The 13,998-nt window shown below is 62.3% G+C and carries 7 protein-coding genes; 1 reads left to right on the plus strand and 6 read right to left on the minus strand.

Annotation, left to right across the window (positions count from 1 at the left end):
* Nucleotides 1–493 precede the first annotated feature (493 nt).
* Together AO240_RS18015 and AO240_RS18020 are read right to left on the minus strand one after the other, a co-directional pair.
* Nucleotides 494–2,749 (minus strand): ATP-dependent DNA helicase, encoded by a 2,256-nt coding sequence (locus AO240_RS18015; RefSeq protein ID WP_099237988.1) that lies wholly within the window; start codon nucleotides 2,747–2,749, stop codon nucleotides 494–496.
* Nucleotides 2,746–4,392, minus strand: a complete 1,647-nt coding sequence (locus AO240_RS18020) for a VRR-NUC domain-containing protein (RefSeq protein ID WP_099237990.1) — start codon at nucleotides 4,390–4,392, stop codon at nucleotides 2,746–2,748. Before AO240_RS18020 ends, AO240_RS18015 begins: the two co-directional genes overlap by 4 nt.
* 187 nt (nucleotides 4,393–4,579) lie before the next feature.
* On the opposite strand from AO240_RS18020, the gene AO240_RS18025 reads away from it, so the two are divergent.
* Nucleotides 4,580–4,804 (plus strand): YgdI/YgdR family lipoprotein, encoded by a 225-nt coding sequence (locus AO240_RS18025; protein WP_099237992.1) that lies wholly within the window; start codon nucleotides 4,580–4,582, stop codon nucleotides 4,802–4,804.
* Between the two features lie 66 nt (nucleotides 4,805–4,870).
* Here AO240_RS18025 and AO240_RS18030 read toward each other — a convergent pair whose 3' ends face one another.
* The 4 genes from AO240_RS18030 to AO240_RS18045 form a co-directional block, all read right to left on the minus strand.
* On the minus strand, nucleotides 4,871–6,301 hold the full coding sequence (locus AO240_RS18030) for a lipase (protein WP_099237994.1): 1,431 nt from the start codon (nucleotides 6,299–6,301) through the stop codon (nucleotides 4,871–4,873).
* A 111-nt stretch (nucleotides 6,302–6,412) separates the two neighbouring features.
* Nucleotides 6,413–9,499, minus strand: a complete 3,087-nt coding sequence (locus AO240_RS18035; protein WP_099237996.1) for an autotransporter serine protease — start codon at nucleotides 9,497–9,499, stop codon at nucleotides 6,413–6,415.
* A 174-nt stretch (nucleotides 9,500–9,673) separates the two neighbouring features.
* On the minus strand, nucleotides 9,674–12,631 hold the full coding sequence (locus AO240_RS18040; RefSeq protein WP_099237998.1) for an autotransporter serine protease: 2,958 nt from the start codon (nucleotides 12,629–12,631) through the stop codon (nucleotides 9,674–9,676).
* 30 nt (nucleotides 12,632–12,661) lie between these two features.
* Nucleotides 12,662–13,996 carry a TolC family outer membrane protein gene (locus tag AO240_RS18045; protein WP_099238000.1) on the minus strand — a complete coding sequence of 445 codons (1,335 nt, stop codon included), beginning with the start codon at nucleotides 13,994–13,996 and terminating at the stop codon, nucleotides 12,662–12,664.
* Nucleotides 13,997–13,998: the final 2 nt, after the last annotated feature.

Genomic DNA, 13,998 nt, shown 5'->3' on the forward strand with positions numbered 1-13,998 from the left:
GTCCTGCCGGGTTACCCACGGATTCAAGCCTGCGTGCGGCCATCGTGGTTTAACGGGGCGCTTCTCAGATCAAGATCAAGAGCAAGAGCACGGCGGCCTGAAAGCCGACCTGAGTGGTTGAAGCAGATCANTCGTGGTTTAACGGGGCGCTTCTCAGATCAAGATCAAGAGCAAGAGCACGGCGGCCTGAAAGCCGACCTGAGTGGTTGAAGCAGATCAGAAGCAGATCAAGGGCGGGTTTTGCATACACAACAGATTTGCTTTTTTTGCTTTTTGTGGGAGGCGGCTTGCTCCCGATAGCAGTTTTACAGTTGATACATGAGTTGACTGACACACCGCAATCGGGAGCAAGCCCCCTCCCACAGTTTGACCACATTCGGCTTGGGGGATGATCGTTCCCACGCTCTGCGTGGTAATGCCGCTCCGGACGCTCTGCGTCCCGCTTTTTCAGCCACAGAATCTCCCACAGAAAGCATCAATAACCCCGGCGCACTTAATCCACTGCCCACCAGCGCGGCAACAACTGCCGCACGCGCGCCTCGCCAAAGCGGTCGTCGATCAACATCACCACGCCGCGGTCCTGTTGGCTGCGGATCACCCTCCCCGCTGCCTGCACGACTTTTTGAATGCCGGGGTACAGGTAAGTGTAGTCATAACCTGCGCCGAAAATCGCACCCATGCGCGCCTTCATTTGCTCGTTGACCGGGTTCAGTTGCGGCAACCCCAAGGTCGCGATAAACGCCCCGATCAAGCGCGCGCCCGGCAAATCGATGCCTTCGCCAAACGCCCCGCCCAGCACCGCAAAGCCGATGCCCTGGCTGTGCTGGGTGAACTGATCGAGGAAGGCCTGCCGCTCGGCCTCGGCCATGCCGCGTGACTGCAGCCACAGCGCAACCTGCGGGTGCCGCTGCGCCATCAACTGCGCCACTTGTTGCAGGTAATCGAAGCTTGAGAAAAACGCCAAATAGTTGCCTGGCTGTTGCGCAAATTGCCGGGCGATCAATTCGACTATCGGTTCGAGGGACGCTTGGCGATGCACAAAACGCGTCGAAACCTGATCAACGATGCGCACCTGCAATTGCTCGGCCTTGAACGGCGACTCCACATCGACCCACGCGGTGTCTGCCGGCAAGCCGAGCAAGTCGGCGTAATAATGCCGAGGGCTCAAGGTCGCAGAAAACAGCACGCTACTGCGCGCGGCCGTGAGCCTGGGCCGGATAAATTCGGCGGGTACCACGTTGCGCAGGCACAGGGTTGAGGCGCTGCGTTTGCCGCCGAACGGGCGCTTGCTGATATCGAAGATGAAGTGTTGGTTGAACAGCTCGGCGACTTTGGCAAATTGCAGCGCCTCGAAGTAGAAGGCTTGCAGGTCACCGCTGAGGGCTTCGGGGTGATCGTTGAAATAATCGCCCATCGCGCTCGCACAGAGGCTCAGCGCCTGGAGCAGTTTGTCCGGCTTGCTCGCATAGGCCTGGTAAGGCGCGAGTTGGTCCTTGTGCAGGGCGTTCCATTCGCGATTGAGGCGTTGCAAGGGTTTCTTCAGCGCCTCGGGCGCGCTGTCGCGCAATGTCTTGAGGCTGTATTGGTCGAGGCTCGCGCTGTACATCGACCGCGCACGCTCGACCAGGTTGTGGGCTTCGTCGACCAGCGCCGCGACCCGCCATTGATTCAATTGGGCCAGGCCGAACAGCATGGCGCCGAAGTCAAAATAGTAGTTGTAGTCGGCGACCACCAGGTCGGCCCAGCGCGCCATTTCCTGGCTCAGGTAGTACGGGCACACGTCATGCGCCAGCGCCACCTCGCGCAGGTTGCGCTGGTTCAGCAGGCGCACCCTGGAGGCGGCCGTGCGCGCGGCGGGCAAGCGGTCGTAAAAGCCCTTGGCCAACGGGCAGGAATCGCCATGGCAGGCTTTGTCGAGGTGTTCGCAGGCCTTGTCCCGCGCGACCAGTTCGAGCACCCGCAGCGGTAAATCGGCATGGCTGTCGTACAGCACTTGTGCGGCGTCGAGGGCCAACTTGCGGCCGGGAGTCTTGGCGGTGAGGAAGAAGACTTTGTCCAGTTGTTGTGGCGCCAGCGCCTTGAGCAGCGGGAAAATCGTGCCGACGGTCTTGCCGATGCCGGTGGGCGCCTGGGCCATCAGGCAGCGGCCGGTGCTGACCGCCTTGTACACCGATTCGGCCAAGGCGCGCTGGCCAGGGCGAAAGTCAGCGTGCGGGAACGCCAGGGTCTGCGCGGCGCTGTTGCGCGCTTCGCGGTGCTGCATCTCCTGGCGCGCCCAGCCGAGGAACAGCGCGCATTGCTGGTTGAAAAACAGCGCCAGGTCGGCCGCCTGAAAGCGCTGGTTGAGCAGGGTTTCGCCCTCGCCGACGATGTCGAAATACACCAGCGCCAGGTCGATTTCGCCAAGCCCGAGCTTCTGGCACATCAGCCAGCCATACACCTTGACCTGCGCCCAATGCAACAGCCGGTGGTTAGCCGGCTGGGCGTCGAGGTCGCCGCGATAGGTTTTGACCTCTTCCAGGCGGTTGCGGTCAGGGTCGTAGCCGTCCGCCCTGCCCCGCACGGTGAGCTGCTGGTATTCGCCTTCCAGCGCGACTTCATGCTGGTAATGCGCGCTGCGCCGCGAGGCGACGGTGCGGTGGCCGACGATGCCTTCCTGGGCGCTGGGCGACGGCGTAAAACGCAGGTCGAGGTCGCCGACCTTGGCCGTGAACTCGCACAGCGCGCGCACCGCGACCTTATAGCTCAAGCGGGTGTTGCCCAGCGCACATAGCAGACGGTGACCGGCATCTGGTATTCACCACAAAACTCCAGCCAGCGCAGTTGGTTGTCTTGCAGGCGATCGCCGGGGCCTTTGACCTCGATCATGCGGTAGGTCTTTTGCGCAGGCCAGAACTGGATCAGGTCGGGCATGCCGGTGCGGTTGGCGCGGATGTCGAGTAGCAGGCGTTCAAACCAGTAGCGCAGGTGTTCGGCGGGCAAACACGCCAGCGCCTGCTCCAACAGCTCTTCGCTGAGCAGGTTCCAGAACACAAAGGGCGATTGAATGCCCCATTTTTGCGCATAGCGTTGGCGGATGGTGGTTTTGTAGCGACCATCCGAGAGTTGTTCAAAACACGCGGCGAACAAGCTGGCGCGGCGCTGATGAAAATCTTCGCTGTGCAGGTCCACCGGCCCACGCTGGAACGGGTGGAAAAACGCGCCCGGCAACGGCGCAAAAATCACCTCCCAGCACAACAGCCCGAACAGCGAATTGATCAGCCCATTCTCGACGTAATGCACCGGCGCATCGGGCTCGCTGAGGTGCGTCTGCACGCAATATTCCACCGACATCAGCGGCTCCGGCACGGCCAGCGCCAAGTCCAGGCGCGTCACCGCACGCGGCTTGGGCTTGGGCAGCGCCGGCTCGCCAAGTTTGCGCCGCAGGCGCGGCAGCACCCGCAGCATATGCTGGTGTTCGGCGGCGCTTTCCGGCGCTTGTTGCGCGGCGCACGCCAAGGCCATGGCTTGGCTGTAATCGGCTTGGCGCTCGAGCACGCGAATCAGCCGTGAGCGCGCGCCGGGGTAGGCGCAACCACGGTAAATCTGTTGCGCCAGCTCCAGTTCGGCACTGCGCTCGCAACATTGACCGATCTGGAACAGCAACTTGGCGCGGCGTTTTTCCAGCCAGGGATTGTCGGTGACAAGCGTCGCTATTTGCGCCAACACCTCGTCCAGCGCATGCCCGGCTTCAAAGGCCTGCTGGCAGTGGTGCAGGAACAGAAACCCGTGCACATCGTCGCGATTGCGCAGGCCACGCGACTCGGCGCAGAACTCGACTTTTTCGTAGGTGTAGATGCCCAGGTCCGCCAGCACGAACTCCGACCAGTCCTGGTACAGATTGCCGAAGAACATCAGCCGCAGGCGGTCGCAGAGGTCCATCACGGTGAGGCTGTAGAGCGCATCGCCGACCTGCGGGCACCAATCCGCAAAGCTGCGCGGCTCGGTGAACTGCTCGGCCAGCGACGCCAGCCAGTCGGCCTTTTTGGCCTTGGGTTGATCAATCCACGGTTTGAACGCGTCGAGAATTTCGCGCTTTTGCAGCAGCGCGAACAGCGCTTCAAACGCCAGCAGGCTGCGCTCATCCACCCAGCCCTGTTCGACCAGCGCGAGCGCGGCGGCGTGGGTGCAGCCAATTTCGAGGTAGTTGAGTTTGCTCGCACGAAAGTGCACGCCCTTGCGCATCACCATGCGCACCAGCAGCGCTTGTGAAGCCTGCGGCAACCTGTCGAATTGCTGAATGAAGTGCAATTCTTCGGCGTCGAGCAAATCGGCATAACGCTGCCCCAGCCAATGCAGCACTTGGCGGAAGTTGTGCAGGTAATACAAGGGGTCGTCGAGGGGGTTGGCCATGGCGCGCGCTGATCAAATACTGGTTATGCATACAGAGTGCCGATGCAAACCGCTTGTTGCAAACGCTAATAGATAAATGGCGCACGCAACTTTTCGTATAAAAGTGATCAGATAGGGCTGTTGATCGAGTAACATTTATCGCCCCGCAGCCCATGGCGCGGGACTTTTCAGGGTTAAAGGCAGGGTTATGAACATGAAGAATTTGGGTCTACCGATGGTTGCACTCACTTTTCTGGTACTGGCCGGTTGCGCGACGCAAACCGTGGTGACATTGCAAAATGGCACGCAGTATTTGACGCAAGACACCCCCAAAACCAAAACCGCCGACGGCTTCTATGAGTTCACCGATATAGCCGGCAAGCACATCCGCGTGAAAGCCGATGACGTGGCCACAGTGCGCGACGAAAAGTAATCACAACCGTGTTGTGGCGAGCGGGCTTGCCCGCTCGCCACAGGTTGCTCGCCACAGGGCTTTAACTCAGCCGATCATGATACCGTCCGTCCACAGCCCGCCATGCCCGACACCCACCAGGGTCACCGAGTCGGCGCCAAACGTGAGCACGGTATCGGCGCCGACGACCTTGGCGTGGTCACGCAGGTCGGTGCTCCCCGCCACATCCTTGAACACCAGTGTGTCTGTCGGTTGGTAGCCAATCACGCGGTCGTTGCCGAAGTGGCCGCTGAACAAAAAGCTGTTATGCCCACTGTTGTCGCGGATCGTGTCATTGCCCTTGCCTCCCTCGATAAAGTCCGCACCCTTGCCGCCCTGGATCAGGTCGTCGCCGTGACTGCCGATGATAAACGTGTTGCCCTTATGCGGTTCGGCATTGCGATTGAGGTCCTGCACCCAGGTGTTGGCCCGCGCCGGGTCGGACAGGTTGGCGACGATCACCGTGGCGTCGCGGGTCATCTGGTTGTAGAAGCCGGATTCGAGGATGCGCGTCATGCCGTCGCCATACGCCGTGGGCAGGTGCGACACCCAGGTCGGCAGGTTGACGATCGAAAACGGCAGCACATTCCACACGGTCGACGCGTAGTGGTCGTTGAAGCTGACGATATTGTCGGTGGTCGAGTCGTGCGGCTTGTCGTGCACGCCAAACGACGACAGGTTGGAGGAATAGCCGTCCAAAGCGCGAAACACCGGGTCGTTTTCGTAACCGATATTCAGCACCTTGTCGCCGGCACTTTGGGTTGGCGAGGCAAAGGCCACATAGTGGGCGTCCTTGTAGAAGCCCGACCATTTGCTGCTGCTTAAATCCGCCAGGCTGTTGACCGCCAGCCCGCCCAGGCTGTGGCCGCTGACCACAATGTCTTTGCCGCTCAAGCCCTGCGCACCGGCATAGTCGGCGACATTTTTGAGCAGGCCACCGAAGGCTTCACCCGCGTAGTTTTTCGCATAATCCTTAGGCCCCAAGGCGGCGAGCAGGTCGCTGATCAGATCGCCGATGGCATCGCTGATCAGGCTTTCGCGTGGCCCCGAGGTGCCACGAAAGCCAATGCCGATTTCGAGCAGCTTGCCGGCATGATCGTATTTGCCCAGCACCTCGACTTGCGCCGTGGTGTAGCCGGCTTTTTCGCCAAAGAAGGTGCCGCGCGCATCGACCTTGCCGCCATAGCCCAGCGCACTCGCACTGATCGGCGTCCAACCGGCTTTTTGCACAGCCTCAAGCGCGGCTTTTTCCGAGTCGGGGTTCCACGGAATGCCGGGAATCACGCCTTGTGAGTCGGTGCTGCCGAGCAGCGCACCGACCAGTGTGGCCGGTAAGCCCACCCCCAAACCGTTGTGCTGGTAGCCCACGGCAAAGCCGTTATCCAGGTTGTGGTAGGTATACAAGGTGATCGCCATTGCATCGGCGAACAACGTTTTAGAACCCTCGTTGCCAAGGTTTTTATAGTCAAAGATACCCATGGTAATGCCTCTCTTTTGTTGGATTTGTCGAGAAAGCGAAAACACTTGTACCGCTTATGCATAAGCCCGGCGCTCACGAGCGCCCGGCGTATGCATCAGGTTTTTCACCCTTTAGAAGGCCCAGTCGAGGCTCAAACCCACCCCGTGCACCTTGTCTTTGCTGGCCAGCAGGCCGTTGTAATCAAAGCTCACCCGCGCCTCTTTGCTCAGCGCCAGGCTGACCCGTGCACCGACCAATGCCGCATCACGCGCGCGTGGCGTACTTTCCACCGCAAACGAAGGCCCGCCCGAGGCAAACGCCAGGTGCTGTTCGGAATCGACGCTGCTCAGGTTGTGCTGCCAGCCCAATGTGCCGGACACCTCCAGTTGCTGATGGTCGTTGACGTTGAAGGTCTTCAAGGCCCGCACTCCCAAGGTGCTCAGCACCACGTCGCGGGTGTCATCACGGCCTTTCAACGCAGCGGCATCGCCTTTTTCAGTGAAGCCATCGCTGTCCAGATGCACGTAAGCCAGGTTGGCGAACGGTTCCAGCGCCAACGGTTGCAGGTTGACGCGGTACGCCGCTTCGGTGAACACCTGCGTGCTGCGTGCATCGACCTTGGCGGTCTGCTTGCCGGCTACAGCGCCGTATTGCAGGTCGCGCTTCACGTCGGCGCGATGCCAGCTGTAGGTCGCACCGCCACTCAAACGCCAGGCGCCGATCTCACGCCCGGCATAGGCGCCGAAGTGGTAACTGTCGACCGAAGCACGGCTGTGAGTGTCGCTGCCCATGTTCAACGAGGTGTCGCTGTAGCCTGCCACCAAGCCGATGCGGGTGGCGTCGTCGAGCGCGCCGTCGACGCCGGCCAGCAGGCCGCCGATGGCGCTGGTGTAGCCTGCGGTGTCGTTGCGGCTGTCAGCCTTGCCCCACGCACCGAGTGCCTTGACCCAGACGTTGCCACGGCTGTCGAGGGTTTGGCTGCTCGCGCCCATGTCGCCATTGCGCAAGCGCTCACCCACCGCTTCGCGCACGTAGCGGCTGTCGTTGACCAAGGCATTTTCCAACGCCGGGTAAATTTCGCCGGACAGTTGCTGGAACGCACCTTGTGCCGAAGCCGCAGTCGGCGCCAACAACAGGCTTTCATACACCGCGTTGCCCGCCCCCAATTGCTCGGCGGCCGCCGCGACGGAACGCTGGTTTGGCGTGGCGGCGACGCTGGCAAAGCTGTTGGCATTGCGCGCCACAGCCAACTGCACGCCGTTAGCGGCGTAGTTCAGCGTGCCACCGATAAACAGGTAGTCCGGCACTACCGCAGCGAAATTGCCGGTAATGCCACCCGCCGCTTGCAGGATGTTGTACTGACGACCGATCAAGCTTGCGGCCTGCGCGTTGCTCAGCAAGGTCGGGCTGTTTTCCAGGGCCAGGGTGACGGTGCCGCCGTTGAGCGTGGCGGTGCCGCTGGCGACGATTTGGTCGCTGCTGGTCGGCGACAACTCCACCGCGTAGGTCGAGCCGGCGTTAAAGGTCACATCGCCCGCCACGTTCAGCGTGCCAATCGAGTTACCCGGCGCCACGGTGCCGCCGCTTTGCGCGGTCAGCGAACCGATGCGCCCCGAGCCACCGACGATGCCGCTCTGGCTGACAGTGACGTCAGACGTCACCGACCCGTTGATGGCCAGCAAACCCTGATTAACCAGGGTCGGGCCGCTGTAGGTGTTGCTGCCGGTCAGCAGCAACGTACCGATGCCCTGCTTGGTAAGGCCGCCATGGCCCGAGATGTCATTGCTCCACACATCGCGCCCGCAATGCACGTCGGTGCACACGCGTTCGGTCGGTTTGCCGGCATCCACCACCGCGCCGATGCCTGGCAGGTCCGCTACAAATTGCCCGCTGCCATAGGCACCGTCGATGCGAAACTCAGCCGGAATATCTTCAGCCGTGACGAACATTCCCGGCCCGTTTACCGCCTTGCCCAGGTTGATCATGCCCCAGCCATACAGTGAATCGATGCCCGGCGCGCCGAGGTCGGTGGCGGTGGTTTTCAGCAACGTGGAAATTTGCTCGCCATTCATGTACGGGAAGCGCTCCATCAGCACCGCCGCGCTGCCGGCCACGTGCGGCGCGGCCATGGAGGTGCCGTTGAAGTTGGCGTAGTCGGTGGTGAGGGTTTCCAGGCTGGTGCCGTTGATGATCGAACTGTAAATGCGCGTGCCGGGGGCCGACACGCAAAAGCTCGCCGCATAGCCGCAGCGCGATGAAAAGGTGCTGATCACATACGGATTGGCGCTGGTGGTGTCCGGGTTTTGCTGCAAGGCCGCCACCGACAGCCAGTTCGGCGCGATGTCCGGCACAAAATACGCGAGGCCGGAAATCGCGTCCGGGTTGTTGCGGTTGTAATCGTTACCGGCGGCAAAGATCGTCAACACACCGCTGCGCGCGGCATCAATTGCACCTTGATAAGCGCCACCGGCAAGAGTGCCGAGGATCGGCCGAATGTTATTGAACTGCGCCTGCGCTTCATTCACGGTGAAATTCTGAAAGGCCGGGTCGCGCCCGCCTTTCGCGTACTGGTCGCCGATGCCGATGCCCCAGCTGTTATTGATGATTCGCGCGCCGCTTTCGACCAGTGCGTCCCAGCCGGCTTTGTAGACCGCGCCGTCGTTGCCGAGGATGATCCCGTCTTCCGGGCCGGGGTCGCCGTTTTCGGCGCTGATGATTTGAGCATTGAACGCCACGCCATGCATCGGCCCGCCATCGCGGTTGCCCGCGGCGATGCCGCCGACGTGGGTGCCGTGGTTACCCAATTTGCCGTTGGAGCCCAACGACGGCGTGCCGTCGTAACGGAATGCATCGCCCGCCTTCACCGGAATGTACGGGTCGGTGTATTGGCGAATGCCCTCGGTGACAATCGTCACCACTTTGTTGGGGCTGGCAAATTCCGGGTGCGCGGCGTACACCGGCTGATCGAAGATCCCAAGCTTGACGCCCTTGCCGGTGTAGCCGGCCGCGTAGGCGGTGTCTGCATGCACCGCGCCCAGGCCCCAGTCGGCCTTGAACTCGTCGCTGCGCCAACTGGCGGCGTCGCCCAGTTTGCCGGTTTCTACATAGGGCGCGGCCTGGGCGCTGCCCAGACCTGCCAGGCAGCACAGCAGCGCACTGAGCGGGTAGCCCGGGCCTGTGCGAGTGGCGGAAAAACCCCCTGCTTTGCGTTTGTTCACGTTGACCGTCCTTAGTTTTTATGACGTTTTTGAGGGTTGCCGCGCGCTGCGTGGGAATGCCGCCCCAGGCGCTCTGCGTCCCGCTGTTGGCGAGGTTGTCAGGCGTCACGGGAGGCATTCCTTGGCTGCGCGTGGGAACGCACAGTGGTGGAACTGGTTTTGAATGAGGGTGTTTTAGAACTGCCAGTTGAGGCTCAAGCCCACGCCCTGGGTTTTCTCGCGGCCGCCCAACTGGCCGTTGTAATCCAGGTTGATTCGCGTCTGCGCGCTCAGCGCCAGGCTGGCCTGCACACCGACCAGCGCGGCATCACGCAGCAACGGCGTACTGCGCACCGCGAACGAAGGCCCGCCTGCGACAAACGCCAGGTGTTCGGCGGACTCGACAGCGCTGAGGCTGTGTTGCCAGCCCAGCGAACCGGAGAGTTGCAGTTGCTGGTGGTCATTCAAAGGCAGGCTTTTCAGCGCCCGCAGACCGAGCGTGCTGAGCAGCGCATCGCGCTGATCGCTGCCGCGCTGCAGCGCTGCGGCATCACCTTTTTCGTGGAAGGAATCGCTGTCCAAATGCACGTAAGCCAGGTTGGCGAACGGCTCCAGCGCCAACGGTTGCAGGTGAATGCGGTAGGCGGCCTCGGTGAAAAACTGCGCAGTACGCGCCTCCAGCTTGGCCTTTTGCTTGCCACTCACTTCGCCATCGTTGAGGTCACGCTTTACATCGCCGCGATGCCAGCTGTAAGCGCCGCCGACGCTGACGCGCCAATCACCCAATTCACGCCCGGCGTACGCGCCGAAGTGGTAACTGTCGATGGACGCCGATGAATGCGTGCCGTTGCCCAGGCTCAATGAACTGTCGCTGTAGCCGGCGACCACACCCACGCGGGTCTGCTCATCAAGGGCGCCGTCGACACCCGCGAGCAGGCCGCCGATGGACGTCGTGGCGCCCGCCGTTTCGCTGCGGCTGTCGGCCTTGCCCCAGGCGCCAAGCGCCTTGAACCACAGGTTGCGCTCGCCGCTGACCGGCACATGGCGCAGGCGCTCGCCCACCGCGTCGCGCAGTTGCAGGCTGTCGTTGATCAGCATCGCGCCAAGCGCCGGGTAGATTTCGCCCGACAACTGCTGCAAGCCTTGTTGGGCCGCCGCCACCGAATCCGACTGCAGCACGCTTTCATACACCGGGTTGCCCGCGCCCAATTGCTCGGCGGCGCCAGCGACAGCGCGCTGGTTGCGCGTGGCCCCGACGCTGGCGAAGCTGGTCTCATTGCGCACCACGTTCAATTGCACGCCATTCGCCGCGTAGTCGAGCGTGCCGCCAAGGAACAGATAGTCAGGCAGCACCTGACCAAACTGCCCCTGTACGCCGCCGGCCGCCTGAAGAATGTTGTATTGACGGCCGATCAGGCTTTGCGCCTGGCTCTGGCTGAGCAGCGTGGGGCTGTTTTCCAGCGCCAGGCTGACCGTACCGCCACCCAGCACGGCCTTGCCGCCCGCCACAATGCGGTCGCTGCTGGTCGGCGTCAGTTCCACCGCGTAGGTCGAGCCCGCGCCCAAATTCACGTCGCCCGCCACCTGCAAGGTGCCGACGGAATTGCCTGGCGCCACGCGGCCGCCACTGTTCACCTGCAGCGCCGCAATGCGCCCGGAACCGCCAAGCGTGCCGCTGTTGTTGACGCTCACCGCCGAGGCCAACGCGCCATTCACCGCCAGCAAGCCGCCATTGATGGTGGTTGCGCCGCGATAGGTGCTGTCACCGCTGAGCACCAGGCTGCCGGCACCGGATTTGATCAGGCTGCCTGCGTACACGCGGTTCGCCGCAGCCAGGTCGCGCGCGCTACCCACCGCGTAGTCGGTCTGGTCCTGCTGGCTGGCGGTCGCGCTCACGCCGTTTTGCCAGCCCTTGTCGATCAGGGTTTGCTGCCAGGCGCTGTGTTCGTTGCGATCCTCGGCCTGGCGTTGCAGCAACGCCTGGTCAGAGATGCCGTTGCTCCATACATCGCCCTGCCCGGCCGCCAGATTTACGTCCATCGCGCCAAGCAATTGCCCTGGCCCGTGCATCGCCCGGCCCAGGTCCGGCACGCCCCAGCCCACGCTGCTGTTGGGGGCTTGGGTGATTGAGCCGTCGAGCTGCGTGGCGGTGGTCAACAGCACCTGCAACGCCTGCTGGTTGTTCATGTACGGATAGCGTTCCATCACCAGCGCCAAGGCGCCAGTGGCATGCGGCGCCGACATCGAGGTGCCGGATTTTACGCCGTAGCCGCCACCCGGAACGGTGCTGTTGATCAACGCGCCGGGGGTGGAAATGCACCAGTACTTGGCGATGCCGCACTGGTTGTATTTCTGGTTATTCGCCTTGTCCAGGCCCGACACGGCCAGCCAGTGGCCTTCGAGTTCCGGCTGAAAGTACGGCAGCGCCGAACGCACGCTGGCATTCGCGTAGCCGCTGTTGCCGGCGCTGAACACGTTGATCACCGAGGCCTTGGCCACGTCCGCCGCCGCATCCAGCCACGTGCCCTGCTGGTAATGCTGCGCGTAAGCGGCATGCAGGTCGCCGAGGGTTTGGTAGCTGACGTCTTTGGGCTGGCTGCCCCAACTGTTGTTGATCGCGCGCACGCCGGAATCGACCAGGGCGCTGTACACCGCCTTTAAGTACTTGGGGTCCGGCGTCGGGCCAAACAGAAAACTGTCATTCGCGTTGGTGTTGCCCACATAGATTTGCGCGTTGTAGGCCACGCCGTGCATGCCCACGCCATCACGGGCCGCGCCCATGGTGCCGGTGACATGCGTGCCATGCGAGTCGTTGTTGGGGTTGAGCGCGCCGGTGGTGCTGAACGCGCTGCCATCCACGTAAGTGCCGGTGGCGCTGACGGCGTGGTAGCGCGCTGTGGTGGCTTGCGGGTGATCGGCATCGAACCCCGAGTCCAACGCACCGATTTTCACCGCGTTGCCGGTGATTCCGGCGGCGTAGGCTTCATCCGCCTTCATGCGGCCCAAGCCCCAGTCGCTCTGGAATTCGGCAGAACGCCAACTGGCCGGGTTACCCGGCTGGCCGGTCTCGGTGTAAGCCGCTTGGGCCGCAACGGACAACAGCAGCAATGAGCCTGCGGTAAAGGGTTTGAAGCGCGGTGAATCGGTGATCATTAAAACCATCCTTATTGTTGTTATGGCGGCTCATTTCACAGGGCCGAAGGCCTCGTCGACTTTTGCCAGGTCGGTGTCGCGCAAGTTGCCCGCGTAGTAGTGCAATTTGGTCCAGGCCATCAGGTAGTCGTAACGCGCCTGGGCCAGGTCGCGACGGGTGCTGTAAAGCTGTTGCTCGGCGTTCAGCGCATCGAGGTTGACGCGCTCGCCGCCGAGGATGCTTTGCTTGGTCGACACCACCAGCGCTTCGGCGGAGCTCAGCGCCTTTTGATAGGCGCGCAGCTTGCTCACGCCCGACAGGCAGGCGCTGAACTGGCGCCGCAGCTCGATCAGGGTTTCGCGGGTTTTGCCTTCCAGCTCAAATTCGGCCTGTTCCATGCCGCGACTGGCCTGGCGGGTGGACGCCGAGATGGCGCCACCGGCATACAGCGGCACGCTGATTTCGATGCCGATGGTGTTGGTGTCGTAGCGCTGGTTGTAGGTGTTGCCGCTGTCGGACTCCTGCTTGCGCGAGCTGGCATAGGCGGTGACCCTGGGCAAGTGCCCGGCGCGGTTGCGCTCGACTTCATAACGCGCCACTTCGACGGCTTGGCGCTGCGACGCAAGGGTCGGGTTATTGCTGATCGCCAGTTCATGCCAGGTGTCGTAGTTGGCCGGGGTCAGCGTGAAGGCGGCAAAGCTCTGGTTCAGCGGTGCCAGGTCATTGATGTTGACGCTCTGCACGCCGATCAACGCGCCCAATTCCCTCAGCGATGCGTCCTGCTCATCCAGCGCCTGGATCTCTTCAGCGGTGGCCAACTCATAACGCGACTCGGCTTCCAGAATGTCGGTGCGCGTGCCCTCGCCTTGCTGGAACAGGTGCTGGTTTTGCTGGAATTGCTGCTCGAAGGCCTTCTTCTTGGCGCGGGCAATGTCGATCTGGTCCTGGGCAAACAACGCCTGCGTGTAATAGGTCAGTACCCGCACCAGCAGCGCCTGGCTCTTGTCGCGAAAGGTTTCATCGGCAAACAGCGACTGCGCCACGCCCTTGCGGTAGTTGGCATAAGCTTCGTAGTCGAACAACGGCTGTTGCAGGCTGAAGGTCGAGCCGTAACTGTTGTAGTTACGGTCGTCGCGGTAGTTGCCGCCGCGCCCGTCCGGCAGGTGCGCTTCGGAGTTATTGCGGCCCTTGTTGTAGTTGTAGGACAGCCGCGGCAACAGCCCGGCGCGGCCGATAGTGCGGTTTTCCAGGCCCGCATCGCGCTCTTTGATCGCGCCCAAAAACACCGGATCGTTACGCAACGCTTGCTCATACACATCGAACGGGCCCATGGCCGCGTGCGCACTGGTGCAGCACAGCAGCAAGGCAATGAACACAGGTTTCATGC

Origin of the sequence: Pseudomonas sp. ICMP 460, from assembly GCF_002723595.1 — a bacterium.
Lineage (GTDB): Bacteria > Pseudomonadota > Gammaproteobacteria > Pseudomonadales > Pseudomonadaceae > Aquipseudomonas > Aquipseudomonas kitaguniensis.

Excerpts from the sequence above, each read along its gene's own strand:
- AO240_RS18020 (WP_099237990.1), bottom strand. The coding sequence starts at position 4,392 with ATGGCCAACCCCCTCGACGACCCCTTGTATTACCTGCACAACTTCCGC.
- AO240_RS18025 (WP_099237992.1), top strand. The coding sequence starts at position 4,580 with ATGAACATGAAGAATTTGGGTCTACCGATGGTTGCACTCACTTTTCTG.
- AO240_RS18030 (WP_099237994.1), bottom strand. The coding sequence starts at position 6,301 with ATGGGTATCTTTGACTATAAAAACCTTGGCAACGAGGGTTCTAAAACG.
- AO240_RS18040 (WP_099237998.1), bottom strand. The coding sequence starts at position 12,631 with ATGATCACCGATTCACCGCGCTTCAAACCCTTTACCGCAGGCTCATTG.
- AO240_RS18045 (WP_099238000.1), bottom strand. The coding sequence starts at position 13,996 with ATGAAACCTGTGTTCATTGCCTTGCTGCTGTGCTGCACCAGTGCGCAC.